Below are 22238 nucleotides of genomic sequence, written 5' to 3' on the forward strand. Positions count from 1 at the left end.
GAGAGACATGCGACTTACCAAACTGACACTCATGACAACGGCGGCCACCGCCTTGGCGTTGTCCAGTCTCGGGGCATCCGCCGACACGCTGCGGTTTTGGACCACCGAAGAACAACCCGAGCGTTTGGCCCGGCAAGAGGCGATGGCCGCAGAGTTTGAGGCCAAAACCGGCCACACCGTCGAAGTGATCCCGGTCACGGAATCCGATCTTGGCACCCGCGCCACCGCGGCCTTTGCCGCAGGCGATTTGCCGGATGTGATTTACCATCCGCTGCAATATGCGCTCCCTTGGGCTGAGGCCGGTATCCTTGATACAGACGCGGCCGCCGACGTGATCGAAGAGTTGGGCGTCGACACATTTGCCCCCGGTGCGCTTGCCATGGCGGCGATTGACGATGGCTATGCTTCCGTGCCGGTCGATGGCTGGACCCAGATGATCATCTACCGCAAGGACCTGTTTGACGCGGCGGGCCTTGCTGCGCCGACGTCCTATGCTGCGGTTGAGACCGCTTTGGCCAAATTGCACAATCCGCCCGAAATGTACGGCTTCGTCGCCGCGACCAAGGTCGACGAAAACTTTATGTCTCAGGTGCTCGAACATGTGTTTTTGGCCAATGGCGTCAGCCCGGTTGGCCCTGAAGGGTTCAAACTGCTCGACGTGGCGAAAACCTCCGAAGTGCTTGATTTCTATAAAGCCATTTCTAAGGCGTCGCCTCCGGGCGATCTCTATTGGGATCAATCGCGCACGCTGTATTTCTCTGGCAACGCCGCGATGATCATCTGGTCGCCCTTTATTCTTGATGAGTTGGCCGGCCTGCGCGACAGCGCCCCGCCCACGATCAACGATGATCCAACCTCGCCGGAATTGGCCTCTAAAACCGGTATCGTCACCACCTTTTCCGGGCCGTCCAATCCCGATGGCGCGGCATGGGGTGACATTCGGTATTTCGGCATCACTTCGGATGCGTCCACCGACGCGGCGGAGGAGTTCGTGAAATACTCGATGGACGAAGGCTACACCCAAACCTTGTCGATTGCGCCAGAAGGCAAATTCCCGGTGCGGCGCGGCACTGCCGAAGATCCGGATGCGTTTGCCAAAGCCTGGGCAGAGCTGCCCGTTGGCGTCGATCGCAAAGCCGCTTTGGGCGATCTTTATGCACAAGACATGATCGACGAAATCGTCGGCGGCTTGAACGTGGCGCAGCGGTGGGGCGTGAAAGACGGCCAACTCGCATTGGCGTCCAAAATGATCAACTCTCAGGTCATCAACCGCGTTGTGCGCGAATATATTGACGGTAAAGTCGATGCAGCCACCGCCGTGGCCGAGATGAACAAAGAGCTTGGCGCGATTGAATAAGCGCGTTCTTTGATCTCCTGCGGGGCGACCAGATTGCCCCGCTTTTTCTTACACCGGACACGGGGTACACCATGTCGGACATCGGACCTCCGCGCGGGGCCGGGCCATTGGCCCGGACCGAGGCGCGCCTTGCCTGGGGGCTTTTGGCCCCAACCATCACCGCCGTTTCTCTTGTGGTGATCCTGCCGCTTTTGGCAATTTTCTGGATTTCGGTCAAACCCGTTTCGCTCTCTGATCTGCGCGCGCCGGAGGCCATTGTGCGCGAGGATTTGCGTGGCAAACCCAGCGTGGCGGGGGATGAAGCGACGTTGCGCTACCGTTTGCGCAACTCCTCTCCCAAATCTGAAATCACCGGGGTCACGCTTACCGATAGCTGGCCTGTAGGTCTGAGCATTGTGGGTGATCTTGATCCGCGCTGTACGGTTTCGGACGCGATGCTGCGTTGTGATTTGGGCGATTGGGAGGGCGGCTTTCGTGACACATTGACCATCCCCGTGGTGACCGAACAGGCGTTTTTTGACCAAGCCACCGACGTTGAGACCAGCCCCGTTGAGGTTGACGGCAAAGCCTCCTTTGTCCTCACCAATGGCGATTTCACGTTTAAGAATTTTGTATCCGTCTTTGACGGGGGCGAGTTCTGGTCGGTGTTGGGTGTGACTTTATTTTACACCATCTTCGGCACATTGGGCGCGATGATCATGGGGCTGTTCGCCTCTCTTTTGCTCAATCATTCGTTTCGTGGCCAAGGCATTTTACGTGGGTTGTATCTGTTCCCCTATGTGGCGCCCGTCATCGCCGTGGCCTTTGCGTGGATTCTTTTGTTTGATCCGTTCTCGGGGTCTGCCAATGCGCTTTTGATCCAAATGGGCGTCACCGAAGGCGCGATAAATTTCTTTGGCGAGCGGCCCTTGGCGCTGATCATGGTCACTTTGTTTGAGATTTGGCGCTATTTTCCACTGTCGTTTCTGTTCATTTTGGCGCGGATGCAATCCATCCCGACCGATATGTATGAGGCCGCCGACATGGACGGCGCGTCACCGTTTCAACAGTTTTGGTATCTGTCGATGCCGCAACTGTTGGGCATTCTTTCGGTGCTGTTCCTGTTGCGCTTCATTTGGACCTTCAACAAATTCGACGACATTTTCCTTTTGACGGGTGGCAATGCTGGTACGCGGGTTTTGACCGTCAATGTCTATGAACAGGCCTTTGCCGTCTCCAACATCGGTGCGGGGGCGGCGGTGGCCGTGGTGATTTTCGCCTGTCTTTTGTTGTTCTCCGTGTTCTTTTTCAAAGTCATCTCAAAGGAGGAAGGGCTATGAAAATGCTCCGGTTCGGATCTCTCACTGGCCCGCTTCTGGGCGCGCTTTGGACCTTTGTCCTCGCTGTCACGGTTGCTGTGGCGATGAGTTTTGCCACAGGCGAGGCCTTTCGCCCGTCGCTGTTGTGGTCGCTGCTCTTTGGTGGTCTCACCGGGTTTGTACTGGTTGGACGGGGTCATATGCGTGTTGTCGTGGCGGCTCTTTGCATCGTCTATTTTGCGGTTCTCAGCCTCGGCATAGGCCCGGTTTTGACTGGAAATGTCTCCCTGGTCGCGCGTCTTGCGGCAGCGCTGTTTTTGGGCGTTGGGATCGGTTGGCCGATGGTGCGTTTTGTCGAAGACCTCCCAATGGGCACGCTCACGCGGCATGAATTCGAGGGCGCTGTGATCATGGCGCTCAAAGGGTTCGGCTATATTTTCTTCACTGCCATTGTGGTCATTCCCTTCTATGTCATGGTGATGACCAGCCTCAAAAACCAATCGCAGCTGATGCAAAATCCGCTCGATTTCTCGATTGATCTGTCTCAGGGCTGGGGGCTGTTCCGCTCCTATACCGAGCTGATGACAGAGTTCAATTTCGGCTCTTACATGTGGACGTCTTTCTACATTTCGGTGCTCACAGTTCTGATCACCTTGGCCTTTGCCATCCCCGGCGCCTATGCCGTGGCGCGGCTCCGGTTTCGTGGACAGGTGGCGTTTTCGCGCTCTATCTTGTTGATTTACATGGTACCGATGATCGTTTTGGCGCTGCCGATCTACATCGGCTTTTCGATGATGGGTCTGCGCAATTCGATCACCGGCATCGTGATGATCTATCCGGTCACGACCATCCCGGTGGCGCTTTACATGCTCCAAGGCTACTTTCGCGGCCTGCCTGCGGAGATCGAAGAGGCGGGGTTGATGGACGGTCTGTCGCGGCTTCAGGTGATCTGGAAAATCACCCTGCCGCTCTCACTGCCCGCGCTCGCCTCGGTGTCGCTTTACGTCTTTATGATCGCCTGGAACGAATTCCTTTTGGCCTTCATGCTCTTGGATGATCCATCCAAATTCACCCTCACGCGCGGCATTGCCTCGCTCAACTCGTCTGAAATTCCGCGTCAACACCTGATGGCTGGGTCGGTCATCGCGACGGTGCCGATCATGGCGCTGTTTTTAGGCCTGGAAAGATTCATGACCAAAGGCCTTACGGCAGGGAGTGTCAAAGGATGACATCGGCAATCGAAAACCCCCTTGATCAAGCGGCGCGCGATGTCCTTTTGGGCAATGATCGCGGCGGCTACACCATCCCAACGGCGCGGCTTTATCCCTATCAATGGAATTGGGACAGCATGTTTTCGGCCTGGGGTTATGGCACGTTTGATATGGCGCGCGCGTGGCAAGAGGTTGATCTTTTGTTTTCCTCTCAATGGGATACGGGCATGGTCCCGCATATTATTTTCCACAATCCCGACCCGGATTACTTCCCCGGACCGGGCGTGTGGGGCGCAACGCAGACGCCGCCGACCTCTGGGATTTCGCAACCGCCCGTGGCTGCTACGTTGATTTTGAAACTCTACGAGATGGACCCAAAAGCGGGCCTGCCGCATCTCAAAACCCTCTACCCAAAGCTGGTCGCGTGGCATGCGTGGTGGATGCGCGAGCGCTGCAAAGATGGGCCGGTGGCGATCATTCATCCGTGGGAATCCGGGCGCGACAATTGCCCGGATTGGGACATTGGCATGGAGGGGGTGCAGATCAATGAGGACGATCCTTACACCCGGCGCGACACTGGCCATGTGAACGCCGACGAGCGCCCATTGAAATGGGATTATGACCGCTATCTCGCGATCCTGGCCTTTGGCCGTTCGGTTCATTGGAACGATCGCGCGATGTATGAGGACGGGCCGTTTTTGATGGCCGATCCCGGCATCACCTTTGTGCTGTTGCGGGCTTTCTCTGATCTGATCGAAATTGGCCGGATCTTGGGCGAAGACACCGCCGATTTGAGCGCGCAACACGACCAGCTTCGTGAGGGAGCTTCAAAGTTATGGAACGCCGAGAAAGGGTGGTTTGACGCCTATGATCTGCGCACGGGCCAGTCCGCCAATGTGCTCGGGTCCGGCGCATTTCTGGCCTATTTCGCGGGGGTGTCTCGTCCGGCGTTGGATGCGCATTTTGCCCGGATTTGGGACAAGGTTGCCTTTGGTGTGCCCTCTGCCGACCCGGAGTCGGAGCGCTTTGATCCAAGGCGGTATTGGCGCGGGCCAACGTGGCCGGTGGTCAATTCCCTGATCGCCATGGGGCTGACCGACATGGGGCGGAACGAGGCTGAAACGCGCCTGCGCAATGAAACCGCGGCTTTGATCGAGGCGGGCGGATTTTGGGAATATTATGATCCGATGGACGGCACGCCCTGTGGCGGCGCGTCCTTTGGCTGGACCGCCGCGATTTGGCTGACATGGTGCGGCAAGGACCGCGCGGCAGTGCAAACGGCAGGCAAGGAGACAGAGTAATGGCGAGTATTGAACTTCAGGCCGTCGAAAAATGGTTCGGCACTATTCAGGTGATCAAAGGCGTTGATCTTAAGATCGAAGAGGGCGAATTCATCATTTTCGTCGGGCCTTCGGGCTGTGGCAAATCCACCCTGTTGCGGATGATCGCAGGATTGGAAGAGACCTCGCGCGGCAAGATTTTTGTCGGTGATCGCGATGCCACCTCGGAGCCACCCTCCAAACGCGGCCTTGCCATGGTGTTTCAATCCTACGCGCTCTATCCGCACATGTCGGTGCGTGACAATGTGGGTTTTGCGCTCAAAGCGGCGGGTGAGCCGAAAGAGGTGATCGCCCAAAAGGTCGATGAGGCCGCACATGTGCTCAAGCTGACCGATTACATGGATCGGCGGCCCAAAGACCTTTCCGGCGGTCAACGACAACGCGTTGCCATCGGGCGGTCCATCGTGCGCGACCCGACCGCGTTTTTGTTTGATGAACCACTGTCCAATCTGGATGCCGCGCTGCGGGTCGAGATGCGGTATGAATTGGCGAAACTGCACCGCTCACTGGCTTCAACGATGATTTATGTCACCCATGATCAGGTTGAAGCCATGACTTTGGCCGACCGCATCGTTGTCTTGGAAGCGGGTAAAATTGCGCAGGTCGGATCGCCGAAAGAGCTATATGAACGCCCCGGAAACCTGTTCGTGGCGCAATTCATCGGCTCGCCCAAAATGAATGTGATCCCGGCCACCGCCGTAGGACTGGGCGAAACCGCGAAAGATTTTGGCGTGCGCCCCGAACACATCACCATCGTGCCCGCAGGGCAAGGCGACATCGACGGCGTGGTCGATGTGGTCGAATATCTGGGGGCCGACACCTATGTCATCATCGACATCGAAAACGGCGCAGGCCAAATGACCATCCGCGATCTGGGCGATGCGGCGCATCAACCGGGCGAAAAGGTTGGCCTTAAATTCGCCGAAGGCCGCACCCATCTGTTTGACGCAGACGGGCTTGCCATTCGCTAAGGTGCCCGCGGCCTGGCACCCCTACTCGTCCTTGGCGAGAGGGGCGGTCTCGGTGCGTGCCGCTGCCCAGCGATTGAGCCAGGCTAGGCCCGCCAGAGAAAGTCCCAAGAACAGCAATGAGAAGATGCGGATAAGACCCCCGAGGCCGCTGATATCCAGGAAGAAAACCTTGGCCACAGCAAGACCGATAAACACCAGTCCGGCTTTACGGAGCGTGGCATTGGGGCGAGCGAGGGATTGATAAAACACGCCCGCGCCGATCACCAGCAAGGCAACGGTGTAGCTGTAGAGTTCAGGTTGATCCATTCCGGGCCATTCCATGCCCGTGGCACCGCGCCAGAAATGGCGGATCGTCAGAACCAACCACAGCCCGGCAAGGGCCAAAGCGGCGCCAAGGAATGCCATCTTTTGTGGCTTTGAGATCATGCGCAAATGCCATGTTCCGGCGCCGAGGGCGAGGGCTGGCAACAGGTAGGCCGGGATCAGTGTGTTGAAAATTTTCGGTCCCAAAATGAGGTTGGCATAGGAGTCGAACAGCGGGTTTGAAACGGTGATTGCCAGCAGGACAAGGAAGCCGCCGAGCAACACAAAGAGGCTCCCAAGGCCGAGCCGAACCATGGCAAAAGCCCCGCCGATCTGTACCCGGTGCAGTTGCGCCATGCCCAGCACGATCCAAATCGTTGCGCCGATGCCAAAGGCCCAATGGCTGTCCACATCATTCACGCCGCTCAGGCTGACGATGGCGCGATAGAGCAGGATCGACACAAGGATGCCGAGTGAGGAAAACACGGCGCTTTCCAACAGGATCATGGCGTTTTGACGCTGTGCGGCTTTCACCAAAACATAGGACACAGCAAAGGCCACAACCGCACCGCCATGGGACAAAAGCATATCCGCAAGCGGGGCCTCAATCGCCCAGTCCTTGCCCGGATCGATGACCAACCGATACCCAACGAAAACAACGCCCGCAAGCATGTAGAGGCTCATCAGCGGCAGGTTGAATTTCCGGTCCAGCCACGCCGCCGCGACAATCGTCAGGGCGATGGCGGTGGTCAGGGCGCTGGAGCTGAACATAATGATCATCGCAAAGGCGATACAGGCTAAGGCGGAGAGGATAGCAAAGGACATGCGCTCGCGGTGCTCGGGGCCGTCAGCGTGGGCAAACCGTTCCGCCATGCCGACCATGACCGCGCCAATGATCATCGCATGTAGGGCCCAAGCGTAAGTGCCCAGTTTGTCGGCGGGGTGCCAAAACACCTCCATTGCGATGGCCAGAGCGGGGGCCAAGGTTGCGGCCCCCAGGGCGACAAACATCTGTGCCGGACCGTTTTGCAGTGATCGCCACGCGCCAGCGATGGATAGCAAAAGCCCGATGGCCACGACGATACTGGCCATAAGGGACATCTGCGGCGCCTGAAAATCAGAGCCTAAGTCTTGCGACAATTGCCACAGCTGCGCGTTTGAGGCGACAATCGCAACCAACGCCCCCGCGGGTAGAATGGCCAAGTCCACAAGTGAGGGGGCTTTGCGCGCCCAAATCAGGACCGCGAGCGTGAGCAGGGACAGCATGGCCACAGCCGTCCAGAACAAATCGACATGGGTGGTTTCAAGTGCGGCAAAGAGAATGAGGCCGCTTGATGTGAGGACCGAACCGCCTGCGAGGCGTACGGGAAATTCGGGCCAAGCGATGTCGGTTTCTCTGGAGAACACGGTCAGGCTGAGCAGGGTTCCGGTATGGTCTGGCATCCATTTGCGCACGGGAATGGCAATCGCGATCACCGCCAAGACTGCGCAGTACATCGTGAAATAGAGCGGCACCGGCCAACCGGCTGCGAGCATCAACATCGTGCCCGCGCCAAACCCCGCGACCAAGGAGATGACCGACACCCACGCCCAGCGGCGCAGGGTGTCAATGGACAGCCCAACGGCTGAAATGATGAAGAAATACAGCAACAAGAAGGACGGGGTGTCAGAGGCTCCGCCGATGACAAAGGGCGCGATCATCGCCCCAATCACACCGACAGCGGCCAAAAACGGTCCGTAAAACCACCCTAAAATCAGGGCCAAAGCCCCAACGATTGCCATGCCAATCAACGCCACTTCTGGGCCGATAAAATTGTACAACAGGCGGGCCGCAAGCACGGAGGCGAAGAGGGTGACGATCCCCGCGCCCGAGAATGTCGATGGCAAATAGGCCGTGCTGCTGCTTTCATCATCGCCGTGGCGCCGACGAATATATTCACCGGCCGCGACCAAAGCTCCACCAAACACAAAGGCGGCGGTGATCCGCACGGCGGGGGGCAAAAGGCCCTGCTCCACACTGTAGATCACAAGGAAAATACCGGCCAACGCCAAGGATAAGGCCGAGGCCACGTAGAACCAGTTCTTCGTGAGCCATGTGACCAGAGCCTGCACGTTGTCCGCGTTAAAGACCACCGCTTGCGACGGGGCTTCGGGGGTTGGTTCGGTCTGAACTTGGGCTGTGGTGACTGTGTCTGTTTTTGGCTCGACTGAGTTTTCTGGGTCCGGCGGTACGTGTGAGGCCGTGGGCGCGAGATCATGGGGCGCAGTCGCTTGGATCAAGGTGGCGCCCTTGCCGTCATGCAGCCGCGTTTCAAGAGCTGTGAGGCGCTTTTTCAAATTGGCGTTAGAGATCAAAAGATACACAACGGCGATCGGCGTTGCGGCAACCAAAACAGCAAGAATAACAAGCAGAGCTTCCAAAGACCCATTCCACATATGAAAAACATCATAGTGTTTGAGCAGAGCTTTTTATGAAAGTCTAGACCCGTGGCGGGTCAAGCTGACGAGGCGGGCCTTACCCTGTGTCGCGATATTGGACCCAGCCCTGATATGCTCGGACGGTTGATGTTGGATTTGACTTGGGAGGGATGGTGGCGGTGCAGGGACTCGAACCCCGGACACGCGGATTATGATTCCGCTGCTCTAACCAACTGAGCTACACCGCCGAAGTGCCGCGTAGTTAGTCGGTCGGGCGCAGGGGGTCAAGAGGGAAATTGCGCCAGATCCCGAACAAATTGTGCATTCCAATCGCGATCTGATTTTTGCGACCTGTGGGCTCTATGCCTCTGTCGGCTTGTTGCTTGGGAGATGATCCAATAGGTTCGCCCTAAGGACGACAATCAGGGCGGGATTTCGACGGATGGGCGCGGCACAGTGGGAGTTTTGGATTGATCGCGGCGGCACGTTTACCGATGTCGTCGGGCGCGCACCGGATGGGACATTGCACACCCATAAGCTGCTCTCCAACAATCCCGAGCGCTATGTCGATGCGGCGGAACAGGGCATTCGCGATCTGCTTGGCCTGAGCTTTGACGACACGATTCCCCAAGGCCGCATTCGCGCCGTTAAAATGGGCACGACCGTTGCCACCAACGCGCTTTTGGAGCGCAAAGGCGAGCGGGTTTTGCTTCTTATGACCGAAGGGTTCCGCGACCTTTTGCGGATCGGCTATCAAACCCGACCCGATCTGTTTGCCCTTCATATCAAGCGGCCCGATCTTTTGTACGAACAGGTGGTCGAGGTTCCCGAACGCCTTGATGCCAATGGCTGTGTGGTCACGCCGCTGGACGAAGAGGCCGCACGCGCCGCCCTGCAAGCGGGTTATGACGCGGGGTTGCGCGCGGTTGCCATAGCCTTTTTGCACGCATATTTGAACCCCGATCACGAGGCCCGCGTGGCCGAGATCGCCCGCGCCATTGGTTACACCCAAATCTCCACCTCGCATGAGGTGTCCCGCCTCGCCAAACTGGTGTCGCGTGGCGACACCACTGTGGTTGACGCCTATCTCTCACCCATTCTGCGCCGTTATGTCGATCAGGTCGCATCGGCACTTTCTTTAGGGCACGCCTGCGAACGGCTGTTGTTCATGCAATCGAACGGCGGTCTCACCGACGCGGCGCTGTTCCAAGGTCGCGATGCAATCCTGTCCGGCCCGGCGGGCGGCATTGTTGGCATGGTGCGCACGGGCGAGGCGGCGGGGTTTGATCATCTCATCGGCTTTGACATGGGCGGCACCTCCACCGATGTGTCCCATTATGCGGGGCTCTATGAGCGCTCTTTTGAGACCGAAGTCGCAGGCGTTCGAATGCGCGCGCCGATGATGGATATTCATACGGTTGCGGCGGGCGGTGGCTCGATCTGCACCTTTCGCGATGGGCGGTTTCAGGTCGGCCCAGAGTCGGCGGGGGCCGATCCGGGGCCTGCCTCGTATCGGCGTGGCGGGCCGCTCACGGTTACCGATTGCAACGTCTTTTTGGGCAAACTGTCGCCCGATCATTTCCCGCCTGTCTTTGGCCCGGAGGGCACTGAACCGCTTGATCTGGCGGCCACCCAGCGCGGCTTTGCGGTCCTGACCCAAGAGATCAACGCGGCCACCGGACAGTCGCTCAACCCGGAACAGGTTGCCGAAGGTTTCCTGAAAATCGCGGTCGATAATATGGCCAATGCGATCAAGAAAATCTCGGTCGAGCGCGGCCATGATCTCAGCGATTACACTTTGCAATGTTTCGGCGGCGCGGGCGGGCAACACGCCTGTCTCGTGGCCGATGCTTTGGGCATGACGCGGGTGCTGATCCACCCGTTTGCCGGCGTGCTTTCGGCCTATGGCATGGGCTTGGCTGACATTCGCGCCCTGCGGGAGGCACAGGCGGATTGTCCGCTCTCGAACCTTGCTCCGGCTGAGGCCATAGTCGCTCGGTTGCGGGCCGAAGCAGAGGCCGAAGTCGCCGCCCAAGGCCTGTCGAACATCCGCATTCTGACCCGGGCGCATCTGCGCTACACAGGCTCGCATCAAACCCTCGATGTGCCGTTTGGCACCGCATCAGATATGACCCAAGCCTTTGAAGATGCGCATAAATCGCGTTTTGGTTTTGCGCCTCCGGGCCGTGATCTCATCCTTGACATGATTGCCGTCGAAGCCATCGGTGACACCGGCGAAGCGCCCACACCGCAGCCGATGCCGACAGATGCCGTCAGAGCCAAAGCGCATGTCACGGTCCGTGCCGAAGGTTGGGGTGAGGTGCCGCTGTATGACCGCCAAACTTTGCCCCAAGACAGCGTCATCATCGGTCCTGCTGTCGTTTCAGAACCAACCGGAACCAATCTCGTCGAACCCGGTTGGGCGGCGCAGTTGGATCGGTTCGGCAATCTCATTTTGACCCGCGACACCGCCGCCACGCGCATGGCTGCCGTGGGCACAGACGCCGATCCGATTCTGCTCGAGGTCATGTCGAATTTGTTCATGTCCGTGGCCGATCAAATGGGCGCGACCTTGGCCAACACCGCATGGTCGGTGAACATCAAAGAGCGGTTCGATTTCTCTTGTGCCATCTTTGACGCGCAGGGTCATTTGGTCGCCAATGCGCCGCATGTTCCGGTGCATTTGGGGTCGATGTCCGACAGTATCCAAACCGTCATGCAGCTCAACCCGGATGTAGCGGAAGGCGACGCTTTTGTACTCAACTCCCCCTATCGTGGCGGCACGCATTTGCCCGATATTACCGTGGTCACGCCGGTGTTTTTGGACGGTGAACCCGCGTTTTGGCTCGGCTCGCGCGGCCATCATGCCGATGTCGGTGGGCGGACCCCCGGCTCGATGCCGCCCGACAGTCGCAGCCTCGAAGATGAAGGCGTCGTGATCGAAAACACGCGCCTGCTCAAAGGCGGTGTGTTCCAAGAGGCGCATCTTCGCGCAATCTTGGCCTCTGGCCGCTACCCGGCTCGAAATATAGACCAAAACATCGCCGATCTTCAGGCCCAAGTGGCCGCCAATGAAACCGGAAAACGTGCCTTGATGGGGGTGGTGTCGCGCTACGGCGCGGCCACCGTCACCGCCTATATGCAACATGTCCAAGACAATGCAGAAGCCTCTGTGCGCGCCGTGATTGATCGCCTCTCGGACAGCTCCTTCACCTATCCAATGGACAGCGGTGCGCAGATCCAGGTGGCCATCACGGTCGATCGCGGCACCCGCTCCGCCATCGTCGATTTCACCGGAACCTCGCCACAACAAGAGGGTAATTTCAATGCGCCCTTGTCGATTTCGCGCGCCGTTGTGCTCTATGTGTTTCGTACGCTGGTGGGTAAAAACATCCCGCTGAATGAGGGGTGTCTGACGCCATTGACGATCAAGGTGCCCGAAGGGTCCATGCTCAACCCGCGCGCCCCCGCCGCCGTGATCGCGGGCAACACCGAAGTGTCGCAAGCTGCCTGTAATGCGCTGTTCGGCGCGCTCGGCGTGATCGCCGGATCACAAGGCACGATGAACAATTTCGTCTGGGGCAATGCGCGGTTTCAGAACTATGAAACCATCGCGGGCGGCACCGGGGCGGGGCCGGATTTTGACGGCTCTGACGCGGTGCAAAGCCATATGACCAACACGCGGATGACCGATCCCGAGGTGTTGGAATCGCGCTTTCCGGTCCGGCTTTTGGAATTCTCCATTCGTCATGGATCGGGCGGTGCGGGCGCGCATCACGGCGGCAATGGTGCGGTGCGACGGATGCAATTTTTGGAGCCGGTGACGGTCACAACGCTGTCCTCGCATCGGGTTATTCCGCCTTTTGGAGTGGCGGGGGGCGCGCCGGGGCAAGTAGGTCGCAATTGGGCCGAATTGCCCGATGGCACCCGCGTCGATTTGCAAGGCAACGATGAAATTGATCTGCCAGAGGGCGGAATCTTCGTCATGGAAACGCCGGGGGGCGGGGGCTTTGGGGCATAGCTGCGCCGCTGTTTTCAGTGTAGAAAAATACTCCCGGCCAAGGCTTCCTAAGGGGCCCGGCCATTAGCCGCGCGTCACCACCCAAGGTGTCTCGAACACATGTTCTTCCAAATTCGGCGTCTCACCGATGCGGTCGATCACGGCGAACAACCCATTGCCCGCGAGCGGCGTCAAAACCCCGTGCCATGTGCCTCGGTGAAAATTGATCGCTTGGGTGCCATCCGTCAGAAACGCTTTGGGCGTGGTTTCCGGCCCGTCAGAGACGATCACTAAAAACGGATCGTCCGACATCGGAATGAACGCTTGCGATCCCTCGGGATGTCTTTCAATCAAATCAAACGTATAGGGCAGAGCGCGCAGATCGGCTTTGAAGATCGAAATGCCAACACGCGCCTCCATCACATCGACCTTGGCGCGATCATGAAATCGCCCACATTTGCCTGCGTTGATCAGTTTGTCGGGTGCGCCGCGGGCCTCCAAGACATCGCCGTAGGGGGCAAAGGCTTTGGCCGTCAAAGGCGTTATGGTGATCTTGCGGTTCATCAGCGATGACCGGCAAGTTCAAGAGAAACGTGGCGGTTCACATCTTTATAGAGCAGATAGCGAAACGGCGCGTCGCCTGTGGCAATACAGGCTTGCGGGCAAAAGGCGCGCAACCACATGAAATCACCGGGGCCGACCTCGACCCAATCTTTGTTCAACAAATATTTAGCTGTGCCCGAGAGCACATAAAGCCCGTGTTCCATCACATGGGTTTCGGCAAAGGGAATGCGGCCACCGGGCAGGATATTGACGATATTGACATGGAAGTCATAGCGCAGATCGAAAGGGTCGAAAAACCGCTGTGTCGCCCAAACGCCATCGCAATCGGGCATCTCGCTTTTGGGGACGTCGGTTTCGTGCACGGTGAAGGCTTCGAGCGGATTGAGGCTTGCGATATGTTCGAACCGTTTGCGGACCCAGTGAAAGCCGCAGGGGGTTTCGGAGGTATTCCAAATCTCCCAAACCGCACCTGCGGGGATATAGGCGAAATGTCCCGCCGTGAGGGTTGAGCGCGCTCCGCCGATCGAGAGACGCAGCTCGCCAAAGGCCACAAAGATCACCGCCTGGGCCAAACGATCCGGTTCAGGCTCAGAGGTGCCGCCACCAGGAGCCAATTCGACCGCATATTGGGCAAAGGTTTCGGCAAAGCCTGTCATCGGGCGCGCCAAAACCCACATGCGCATGCCGTGCCAGCCGGGTAGAAAGCTGGTGACAATATCGCGTTGCACAGAGGCGGGGATGACCGCGTAAGCCGGTGTAAAGATCGCCGTACTTTCGGGGGTTTCACTTTGAGAGGGCAAGCCGCCGGGGGGGAAGGCGTAAGTCATTCAGGGTGTTCCATGGTGCTAAACAGGTCGACCAGACGGTGCCAAGCGATGCGTTCGACTTGGGCGCAGGCCGTAGAGAATTCGGTGTCACGTGAGTGCTCCAGACGGGTTTTGAACGCCGCAAGGATGCTGTCTTTGGTATTGTCTTTCACGGCGATGATAAAGGGGAAGCCGAATTTTTCGGTGTAGTCCGAATTGAGGCGTTCGAATGTGGCGCGTTCATCGTCGGTCAAGGCATCCAGCCCGGCGGAGGCTTGTTCTGCCGTGCTTTCCGCCGTGAGGCGTTTGGCGGCGGCGAGTTTCCCGGCGAGGTCCGGGTGCGCCGTCAAAACGCCGAGCTTTTCCGTCTCAGAGGCTGAGCGGAACATGCGAAACAGCGCGGAATGGATGCCGACAGCGCTGTCATGAGCGGGCCCGAGTTCCAGATCAAACGCACGTTCGGCAATCCATGGGGAATGCTCATAGATGCTGCCAAATGTGCCAACGAAATCTTCGCGCGTCATTTGACTTGGACGGGGCTTGCGGCTGTGCGGATGGGTCTTGGCCCAATGCCGCGCAATGTCGATGCGTTTCGGTGTCCAAACGCCATCAAACCCTTGGATATAGTCGATAAACTTCTTAAGGCCCGCGAGTTTGCCGGGGCGGCCGATCAGGCGACAATGCAACCCGATGCTCATCATTTTCGGCGTCGCCTCAGAGCCTTCGGCATAGAGCACGTCAAAGGCGTCTTTGAGGTAGGTATAGAACTGTTCGCCGGTGATATAGCCGGGAGCCGTGGCAAAGCGCATGTCATTGGCCTCAAGCGTGTAGGGGATGATCAGTTGATCCCGTGTGCCGACCTCGATCCAATAGGGCAAGTCGTCATCATAAGTGTCAGAGATATAGTCGAATCCGCCTTCTTCGGCGACCAAACGCACGGTGTTTTCCGAACACCGCCCGGTGTACCAACCATTGGGCCGTTCGCCCGTGACCTCTGTGTGTAGCCGGATCGCCTCGGCAATGGCGGCGCGCTCTTCGGCTTCGGGCATGTCCTTGTGTTCGACCCACTTGAGGCCATGCGAAGCGATTTCCCAACCCGCGTCTTGCATCGCGGCAACCTGTTCCGGGCTGCGGGCCAAAGCGGTGGCGACGCCGTAAATCGTCACCGGAATTTTGGCCCCGGTGAACAAACGATGCAGCCGCCAAAACCCGGCCCGCGCCCCATATTCATAGATGCTTTCCATGTTCCAATGGCGCTGTCCGGGCCACATGGCGGCTCCAGCAATATCGGACAGAAACGCCTCAGACGCGGCATCGCCATGCAACACGCAATTCTCGCCACCCTCTTCATAGTTCAGCACAAATTGCACAGCCACTTTCGCGCCGCCGGGCCACTGCGGATCGGGCGCGTTGGCCCCATAGCCCTGCATATTTCGGACATAACGCGGCGGATATTTTTGCATTTTGAGAGGCCTTCGTGAATTTTGACTAATTGGTAGGCTTTCGCTTGTTTTTTCTACGTTTACCGTCGGGGAAGTGCAAAAGATTGATTGCCCTTTCCTTCATCATAGGCCAGCCTTTTTGAGAAACGCATTGAAAATGAGCAAGAAACACATGACTTCCGGGTTTTTGACCACCCATGTTTTGGACACGGCGCGCGGTGTTCCGGCTGCGGGTCTGACGATCAGATTATATGACTTGGGCGGAGGTGACCGCAAGCTTTTGGCGGAGATGGTCACCAATGCGGATGGTCGAACAGACAGTCCGATCCTGCCCAAAGAGTCGTTTTCAATCGGAACCTATGAGCTGATCTTTTTGGCGGGTGATTATCTGCGCGCCTCAGGGCAGGGCGGGGAAGAGCCGTTGTTTTTAGACATTATTCCGATCCTTTTCGGTGTCAGCGATCCAGAGTCGCATTACCACGTGCCGTTGTTGTTATCACCTTTTGGCTACTCAACATATCGGGGGAGTTGAACGCATGTTCTTGGCGATTTTTTGGGAATGGGCCGAGTTCGCCTTGCGGTGGGTTCATGTGATCACGGCGATCTCGTGGATCGGCTCGTCGTTTTATTTCATCGCACTGGATTTGGGCTTGCGCCCCTCCACGGATCGCCGCCAAGGCGTGTCTGGCGAAGAATGGCAGGTCCATGGCGGCGGCTTTTATTTCATCCAAAAATACATGGTCGCGCCGGCGCGCATGCCCGCCGATCTGATCTGGTTCAAATGGGAAAGCTATGCGACATGGCTGTCGGGCGTCGCCTTGATGTTCGTGGTCTATTATCTGGGGGCCGAGCTCTATCTCGTTGATCCCAATGTGCTCGACATGCCGCTTTGGGCCGGGATAGGGTTGTCTCTGGCCTCTTTGACGATTGGTTGGATCGCCTATGATTTTGTCTGCAAAAGCAAATTTGGCGACGACAACACCCGGTTGATGCTGTTTCTCTATGTTGTGCTTGTGATCATGGCGTGGGGCTATACCCAAGTGTTTTCAGGTCGCGCCGCCTTCCTGCACCTTGGGGCGTTTACCGCCACGGTGATGACCGCCAATGTGTTCTTTATCATCATCCCGAACCAGAAAATCGTGGTCAAAGATTTGGTCGAAGGCCGCACGCCGGACCCGAAATATGGCAAGATCGCCAAGCAACGCTCAACCCATAACAACTACCTCACCCTGCCAGTGTTGTTCATGATGCTGTCGAACCACTATCCGCTGGCCTTTGCGTCGAAATACAATTGGATCATCGCGGCGCTGGTGTTTTTGATGGGGGTCACGATCCGCCATTTCTTCAACACCATGCACAAACGCGGTGGCATGTTGTGGTGGACCTGGGGCCTGACGGCAGGGTTGTTTGCGGCGATCATGTGGTTGTCGACGGCGGGGATTTTCCTTCAGGACAAAGAAGATGGCGACGAGGCCGCCGTGTTTGGCCCGGCAGCGCAGAGGTTCGCCAGTGCCGAAGGTTTTGAGGATGTGCATGACATCGTCTTGGGCAACTGCTCCATGTGTCATGCCCGCGAACCCGTGTGGCAGGGCATGGCCTCCCCGCCCAAAGGCGTGCGGTTGGAAACCTCGCAAGAGATCGCGACGATGGCGAAAGAGATTTGGCTTCAGGCTGGCGTTACCCATGCCATGCCGCCGAACAATCTGACCTATATGGATGACGAGAGCCGCGAGATGATCCGCAAATGGTATGAGGCGGGGCTGGACGGTTAGTCTTTCGAAAACCGCCAGAGGGTCTCTTGGGCATAGGTCTCACCGGGACGTAAAATCACCGAAGGAAACGTGGGCTGGTTTGGCGCATCGGGCCAGCGTTGCGCTTCCAGGGCCACACCACAAAACCCTACCTCGGGCACGTCGCGATGACCGGAGAACGTGCCACTGTCAATCGGCGCTGCGTCAAACACCTGTAGCCCCGGCTCGGTCGTCTCCATCACAAGGGTCACCCCGGTTTCGCCTTTGAGAACAGCGGCCTGTTTCATCTCGCCGGGCTGATCCGAGAGGCAAAAATTGTGGTCATAGCGTTGGGCGTCCGAGGGCCGCAAAACCCGTCCCTCACGCAGGTCAAACCCAGTGCCCACCACATCACACACCCCGGTCGGGATCAGTCGCGCATCGACCGGCGTATAGCGATCCGCGTTGAGTTTCAGCCAATGCCCCTCGGTGGTGGCGCGACCATCCAGCGACCAATAGGAGTGGTTGGCGATGTTCATAAAGGTCGGCGCATCGGTTGTGGCCGAAAGGCGCAGGCGCAGGGTCGTGGGGGCTTCAACCTCGTAACGAGCGGTGATCTGGCGCGTGCCGGGAAAGCCGCCTTTGCCGTTGGACAGGGTGAGCGTCAGCGTGACCGAATGGTCTGTGTGATCGGCAATTTGCCAAATCTCGGTGTGCATCCCCTCGGTGCCACCGTGCAGCGTGGTCTCGCCCTCATTGGCGTCAAAGGTCAACACCTGCCCATCGAGCGTGGCAGAGGCCCCCGAAATCCGATTGGCCACAGGACCGACCAAAGTGCCAAAATAATCCATCGGCCCACGGTCATAAGCGGCCAGGTCGTTGGACCCAAGCGTCAACCCATAGGGCACGCCTTGGAGACGGACATCATTGAGGATCGCCCCAAAGGTCAGGATTTTGGCGGTTAAATCGCCTGCGCTGATCGTGATGGCGTCCACCGGACGCCCCGCTTTCGTTGTGCCAAAGGGCGCAATCATCCAAATGCCTTCCTGAAAGCCGCGTAAAGCCCTGCACGGACCATTTCTGTACGGTCATAGACGGTGATCATGGCATATTGCGCGTCCAAGGCCAGCCTGTAAGGTGCGCGCAGATCGGCATCGCCAATCAGAGCAATCGGTTGACCCAGCCAATAGGGCCGCGTCGCCGCCAGTTCCGCCCCGATCAAAAGGCCAAGTGCCGTGGCGCGCGCGCGCGCAGGGGCGAGAGCGCCCAAATAGGTTTCGGCCTCGAGCGAGGCGATGCGGTAGCTGACCTGTTCGGGCCGCGACATTGCATCCGAGACGGCATCCGTAAAGACCGCTTGGTCCAAGGCCTCGCCGGACAGGAGCGTGTCAAAACCTGCCTGCTGTGTCAGCCCGGTCATGATCAGCCCGGTTGCGACCGAACGAAACGACACGACCTCTTCGGCCGAGATATGCGCCCACACCGTCATGCGCGCACCGGGCAGGCATAAAACGCCATCGAATTTTGGGTTCTGGGCCACAAATCCAGCAATCGCCGCCTCCATGCCAAGGGTCACATGGCGGGGCTCTTGTTGGGACAGGGCCGGGAAATACAGCGGCGAGGTGGCGGAAAAATGCTCCGGCATCGCCAAACACGGCACCGGACGGGGCGCATGGGCAAAGCGGCCAGCGCCCACGATCGGTGTGCTGGCGGGGATGGCCCAGCCCTGCAAAATCGTTGCGAGCACGGTGTCAAACCCGGCGGTGTCGGTCGGGGCCTCTGCCTTGGCCTCGGCCAAAACCGATCCCTCGGCGTTCATGCCCCAAACGGTCAAACCGAGCGCGGTCCAATCGACGGCAATCCAGTCTGGCGTGGTCATTGTCATCCCCATGCTTTTGCCCTTGATCTCAGCGTTAGCGCGCAGAGCGATAGGGTGCAATGGTGGCGGACTAGCTTTTCAGTTCTGCCGGATATCCCGCCGCCTTCAACGCGGTGAGAATGGCCTCATCACCCGCCTCGGAAAACACGTCAATCTCGCGCGCGTCCATATCGACGGAGATTTCAACTGTGTCGTCCACGGCCTCAAGCGCTTCGGTGATCGCGGCTTTGCAATGGCCGCAGCTCATATCGGGGACGGAAAAGACAGACATTCATTTGACCTCGTGCAGAAGGGAAAGAGGGATAGGGCGCTATGTCACGGCGTGGTGCCTTGCCCTCATGGTATCAGACTCTTACTTAACCTCTATGGACCAAAAAGCCAGAGCGACAAAAATGCACAGCACCCGTTTATCCGTCGAAGGTATGACTTGCGCCTCTTGTGTGGGCCGTGTTGAGCGCGCCTTAAACAGCACGACGGGTGTTTCAAACGCCAATGTGAACCTTGCCACAGAGACGGCGGAGGTGACATTTGATGCCCCGGCGGATGTTGCGGGGTTGGTCGCGGCCTTGGACAAGGCGGGCTATCCGGCGCGGACCGAAGAGGTGACATTTGACGTTCAGGGCATGACCTGTGCGTCTTGTGTAGGGCGGGTCGAACGTGCGCTTGCTGCGCTTGAGGGGGTGCGGGAGGCCTCTGTCAATCTGGCCGCCGAGACGGCGCAGGTGCGCTATCTGGCGGGCGTTCAGGATGTCCAGAGCCTGACCAAAGCCATTGCCAAATCCGGCTATGACGCGCGGGCGCGGATGGATCGCGAGGCCGCTCCGGTTAACCGCAAAGCCGATGAGGCACGAGTTCTACGCAAGCGGCTGGTCTTGGCCGCCGCGCTCACCTTGCCGATTTTTGTCATCGAGATGGGCGGGCATTTGATTCCGGCGCTGCATCATTGGTGGATGATGACCGTGCCGGAATGGCTTTGGCGGATGGTGCAATTCGCGCTCACATGCGTGGTGCTTGCGGGACCGGGGCGGGTGTTTTTCAGCAAAGGCATCCCGTCGCTGTTGCGCGGTGGACCGGATATGAACGCGCTTGTGGCGCTGGGATCGGGGGCCGCTTTTGCCTATTCCACCGTCGTGACCTTTTGGCCGCAAGCCGTGCCGATGGGCGCACAGAATGTGTATTTCGAAGCCGCCGCTGTCATCGTCACGCTGATCCTGCTGGGACGCTGGTTGGAGGCGGGGGCCAAGGGGCGCACGGGTGAGGCGATCCGCAAACTTGCCGGGATGCGTGCCAAAGTGGCGCGGGTCGAACGCGCAGGGGCTGTGATCGAACTGCCGATTGAAGAGATCAAGGTCGGCGATGTCCTGCACCTGCGTCCGGGCGAAAAGATTGCCGTCGATGGCCGGGTGCTCTCGGGTGAAAGCCATGTTGATGAGGCGATGATTTCCGGCGAGCCGATCCCGGTGGCCAAGGCTGAGGGCGCGGCGGTGATCGCGGGCACGGTCAACGGCGAAGGCAGCATGACCTATGTCGCTGAAAAGGTCGGTGCGGATACGATGCTGGCCCAGATCATTCGCATGGTCGAAGAGGCGCAGGGCGCGAAACTGCCGATCCAGTCGCTCGTCGATAAGGTGACGATGTATTTCGTGCCCGTCGTGATGGCGCTGGCGGTGTTGACGGTATCGATTTGGCTGGTCGTTGGGCCGGAGCCTGTGTTGGCCCATGCTCTTGTCGCAGGGGTTGCGGTGCTGATCATTGCCTGCCCCTGTGCGATGGGGCTGGCGACGCCGACCTCGATCATGGTGGGCACTGGGCGCGCCGCCGAGCTGGGAGTTTTGTTTCGCAAAGGCGATGCGTTGCAGGCGCTTCAGGGCGTCAAAGTCATCGCCTTTGACAAAACCGGCACGCTGACACAGGGACGCCCGGATGTGACCGATGTGGTGGTTTTAGAGGGGGACGAAGACATGCTCCTTGCCATGGTTGCCGCCGCCGAGGCCCAGTCCGAACACCCGATTGCCCGCGCCATTGAGCGCGCCGCCGAGGCGCGTGGGTTGCGCTTGCCAGAGGTCACCAAAGCGCGCGCTGTCGCTGGCCATGGGATGAAGGCCGAGGTGGAGGGCAAAGACATCCTGATCGGCAATATGCGCCTGATGAGCCGGGAAAAGATTGCCACAGATGCGTTCGAAGCGCCGTTGTCCGATTTGGCTGAGCAGGGCCGCACTCCGGTTTTGGTGGCGGTGAATGGCGTTCCCGCTCTGGTGATTGGTATCTCCGATCCGGTCCGCCCAACCTCGCGCCGGACGATCGAGGCGCTGCATGCGCGCGGGATCAAGGTTGCGATGGTGTCCGGAGACACGCGCAAAGCGGCCGAAGCCATCGCGCGTGACCTCGGCATTGACCATGTCGAGGCCGAGGTCTTGCCCAAAGGCAAAGCCAAAATCGTGAGCGCGCTGCAACAGAGTTTCGGCTCCGTCGCTTTTGTTGGTGATGGGATCAATGACGCCCCCGCCCTGGCCTCTGCCGATGTCGGCGTGGCGATTGGTACCGGGACCGACGTGGCGATTGAGGCGGCGGATGTGGTGTTGATGGGGGGCGATCCGGGGGCCGTGGTCACCGCTTTGGATGTCAGCCGTAAAACCATGGCCAATATCCGGCAAAACCTGTTTTGGGCGTTTGCCTATAATGCCGCACTCATTCCGGTTGCGGCGGGTGCGCTCTACCCCGCTTTTGGGATTCAATTGTCGCCGATGTTGGGCGCGGGTGCGATGGCGATGTCTTCGGTTTTTGTGCTTTCGAACGCATTGCGGCTGCGCGGACTGCGCGCGGCATTTTAAGTTCGGCGGCATCTTTACCTGTATTCTAGATATAGCATAAGGCGCTACATTTACACGTATAGGGTGAGTTTGGTCGCCTATCTGGTGG

Annotated in this window: 16 protein-coding genes and 1 tRNA gene; 9 read left to right on the forward strand and 8 right to left on the reverse strand. The window is 58.7% G+C overall.

What is annotated here, in order from left to right; translation table 11 throughout:
- Positions 1–7: 7 nt before the first annotated feature.
- The 5 genes from B30_RS12570 (at position 8) to B30_RS12590 (ending at position 6177) form a co-directional block, all read left to right on the forward strand.
- Entirely contained in the window at positions 8–1357 is a 1350-nt protein-coding gene (locus B30_RS12570) for an ABC transporter substrate-binding protein (protein WP_009572469.1), read from the forward strand.
- Between the two features lie 71 nt (positions 1358–1428).
- Positions 1429–2676 (forward strand): carbohydrate ABC transporter permease, encoded by a 1248-nt coding sequence (locus tag B30_RS12575; RefSeq protein WP_009572470.1) that lies wholly within the window; start codon positions 1429–1431, stop codon positions 2674–2676.
- Positions 2673–3884 (forward strand): carbohydrate ABC transporter permease, encoded by a 1212-nt coding sequence (locus B30_RS12580; protein WP_009572471.1) that lies wholly within the window; start codon positions 2673–2675, stop codon positions 3882–3884. Before B30_RS12575 ends, B30_RS12580 begins: the two co-directional genes overlap by 4 nt.
- A complete protein-coding gene (locus tag B30_RS12585) occupies positions 3881–5167 on the forward strand; it encodes an MGH1-like glycoside hydrolase domain-containing protein (RefSeq protein ID WP_009572472.1) in 1287 nt (428 codons plus the stop codon). Before B30_RS12580 ends, B30_RS12585 begins: the two co-directional genes overlap by 4 nt.
- Positions 5167–6177, forward strand: a complete 1011-nt coding sequence (locus B30_RS12590; protein WP_009572473.1) for an ABC transporter ATP-binding protein — start codon at positions 5167–5169, stop codon at positions 6175–6177. The genes B30_RS12585 and B30_RS12590 overlap by 1 nt, the downstream gene beginning before the upstream one ends.
- 21 nt (positions 6178–6198) lie before the next feature.
- Here the strand turns inward: B30_RS12590 and B30_RS12595 are convergent, their stop codons facing one another.
- Together B30_RS12595 and B30_RS12600 are read right to left on the reverse strand one after the other, a co-directional pair.
- Positions 6199–8901: a DUF2339 domain-containing protein gene (locus B30_RS12595; RefSeq protein WP_040402453.1), complete on the reverse strand. Its 2703-nt coding sequence runs from the start codon at positions 8899–8901 to the stop codon at positions 6199–6201.
- Positions 8902–9069: 168 nt separating this feature from the next.
- A tRNA-Met gene (locus B30_RS12600) sits at positions 9070–9146 on the reverse strand.
- A gap of 194 nt (positions 9147–9340) precedes the next feature.
- Between B30_RS12600 and B30_RS12605 the strand changes: the two genes are divergently transcribed.
- On the forward strand, positions 9341–12919 hold the full coding sequence (locus B30_RS12605) for a hydantoinase B/oxoprolinase family protein (protein ID WP_009572475.1): 3579 nt from the start codon (positions 9341–9343) through the stop codon (positions 12917–12919).
- A 63-nt stretch (positions 12920–12982) separates the two neighbouring features.
- On the opposite strand, the gene B30_RS12610 is transcribed toward B30_RS12605, so the two are convergent.
- From B30_RS12610 to puuE, 3 genes are read right to left on the reverse strand one after another with little or no spacing between them, the layout of a single operon-like run.
- Positions 12983–13462 carry an ureidoglycolate lyase gene (locus tag B30_RS12610; RefSeq protein ID WP_009572476.1) on the reverse strand — a complete coding sequence of 160 codons (480 nt, stop codon included), beginning with the start codon at positions 13460–13462 and terminating at the stop codon, positions 12983–12985.
- Positions 13462–14289, reverse strand: a complete 828-nt coding sequence (locus tag B30_RS12615) for a bifunctional allantoicase/(S)-ureidoglycine aminohydrolase (protein ID WP_009572477.1) — start codon at positions 14287–14289, stop codon at positions 13462–13464. Before B30_RS12615 ends, B30_RS12610 begins: the two co-directional genes overlap by 1 nt.
- Positions 14286–15731, reverse strand: a complete 1446-nt coding sequence (gene puuE / locus B30_RS12620) for an allantoinase PuuE (RefSeq protein WP_009572478.1) — start codon at positions 15729–15731, stop codon at positions 14286–14288. The genes B30_RS12615 and puuE overlap by 4 nt, the downstream gene beginning before the upstream one ends.
- Positions 15732–15867: 136 nt before the next feature.
- Here puuE and uraH point away from each other — a divergent pair, with 136 nt between their 5' ends.
- Both uraH and B30_RS12630 read left to right on the forward strand, forming a co-directional pair.
- Positions 15868–16242, forward strand: a complete 375-nt coding sequence (gene uraH, locus B30_RS12625) for a hydroxyisourate hydrolase (RefSeq protein WP_009572479.1) — start codon at positions 15868–15870, stop codon at positions 16240–16242.
- Between the two features lie 4 nt (positions 16243–16246).
- Entirely contained in the window at positions 16247–17482 is a 1236-nt protein-coding gene (locus tag B30_RS12630) for a urate hydroxylase PuuD (RefSeq protein WP_009572480.1), read from the forward strand.
- Here the strand turns inward: B30_RS12630 and B30_RS12635 are convergent.
- The 3 genes from B30_RS12635 to B30_RS12645 form a co-directional block, all read right to left on the reverse strand.
- A complete protein-coding gene (locus B30_RS12635) occupies positions 17479–18474 on the reverse strand; it encodes an aldose epimerase family protein (RefSeq protein ID WP_009572481.1) in 996 nt (331 codons plus the stop codon). The two genes, B30_RS12630 and B30_RS12635, sit on opposite strands and share 4 nt — an antisense overlap.
- Positions 18471–19319: a 2-dehydro-3-deoxygalactonokinase gene (locus tag B30_RS12640; protein WP_040402454.1), complete on the reverse strand. Its 849-nt coding sequence runs from the start codon at positions 19317–19319 to the stop codon at positions 18471–18473. The genes B30_RS12635 and B30_RS12640 overlap by 4 nt, the downstream gene beginning before the upstream one ends.
- A gap of 70 nt (positions 19320–19389) precedes the next feature.
- Positions 19390–19590, reverse strand: coding sequence for a heavy-metal-associated domain-containing protein (locus tag B30_RS12645; RefSeq protein WP_009572483.1), 201 nt, complete (start codon positions 19588–19590; stop codon positions 19390–19392).
- A 121-nt stretch (positions 19591–19711) separates the two neighbouring features.
- Here B30_RS12645 and B30_RS12650 point away from each other — a divergent pair, with 121 nt between their 5' ends.
- The gene (locus B30_RS12650) at positions 19712–22150 is read left to right on the forward strand and encodes a heavy metal translocating P-type ATPase (protein WP_040402409.1); all 2439 of its coding nucleotides are present in this window, start codon (positions 19712–19714) and stop codon (positions 22148–22150) included.
- Positions 22151–22238: the final 88 nt, after the last annotated feature.

The sequence above is a fragment of the Celeribacter baekdonensis B30 genome, assembly GCF_000299875.1.
GTDB classification, from domain to species: domain Bacteria; phylum Pseudomonadota; class Alphaproteobacteria; order Rhodobacterales; family Rhodobacteraceae; genus Celeribacter; species Celeribacter baekdonensis_A.

What these genes read in the sequence shown, in the direction of transcription:
- B30_RS12570 (WP_009572469.1), top strand. Translation starts at nt 8, where the DNA reads ATGCGACTTACCAAACTGACACTCATGACAACGGCGGCCACCGCCTTG.
- B30_RS12575 (WP_009572470.1), top strand. Translation starts at nt 1,429, where the DNA reads ATGTCGGACATCGGACCTCCGCGCGGGGCCGGGCCATTGGCCCGGACC.
- B30_RS12580 (WP_009572471.1), top strand. Translation starts at nt 2,673, where the DNA reads ATGAAAATGCTCCGGTTCGGATCTCTCACTGGCCCGCTTCTGGGCGCG.
- B30_RS12585 (WP_009572472.1), top strand. Translation starts at nt 3,881, where the DNA reads ATGACATCGGCAATCGAAAACCCCCTTGATCAAGCGGCGCGCGATGTC.
- B30_RS12590 (WP_009572473.1), top strand. Translation starts at nt 5,167, where the DNA reads ATGGCGAGTATTGAACTTCAGGCCGTCGAAAAATGGTTCGGCACTATT.
- B30_RS12605 (WP_009572475.1), top strand. Translation starts at nt 9,341, where the DNA reads ATGGGCGCGGCACAGTGGGAGTTTTGGATTGATCGCGGCGGCACGTTT.
- B30_RS12610 (WP_009572476.1), bottom strand. Translation starts at nt 13,462, where the DNA reads ATGAACCGCAAGATCACCATAACGCCTTTGACGGCCAAAGCCTTTGCC.
- B30_RS12615 (WP_009572477.1), bottom strand. Translation starts at nt 14,289, where the DNA reads ATGACTTACGCCTTCCCCCCCGGCGGCTTGCCCTCTCAAAGTGAAACC.
- puuE (WP_009572478.1), bottom strand. Translation starts at nt 15,731, where the DNA reads ATGCAAAAATATCCGCCGCGTTATGTCCGAAATATGCAGGGCTATGGG.
- uraH (WP_009572479.1), top strand. Translation starts at nt 15,868, where the DNA reads ATGAGCAAGAAACACATGACTTCCGGGTTTTTGACCACCCATGTTTTG.
- B30_RS12630 (WP_009572480.1), top strand. Translation starts at nt 16,247, where the DNA reads ATGTTCTTGGCGATTTTTTGGGAATGGGCCGAGTTCGCCTTGCGGTGG.
- B30_RS12635 (WP_009572481.1), bottom strand. Translation starts at nt 18,474, where the DNA reads ATGATTGCGCCCTTTGGCACAACGAAAGCGGGGCGTCCGGTGGACGCC.
- B30_RS12640 (WP_040402454.1), bottom strand. Translation starts at nt 19,319, where the DNA reads ATGACCACGCCAGACTGGATTGCCGTCGATTGGACCGCGCTCGGTTTG.
- B30_RS12645 (WP_009572483.1), bottom strand. Translation starts at nt 19,590, where the DNA reads ATGTCTGTCTTTTCCGTCCCCGATATGAGCTGCGGCCATTGCAAAGCC.
- B30_RS12650 (WP_040402409.1), top strand. Translation starts at nt 19,712, where the DNA reads ATGCACAGCACCCGTTTATCCGTCGAAGGTATGACTTGCGCCTCTTGT.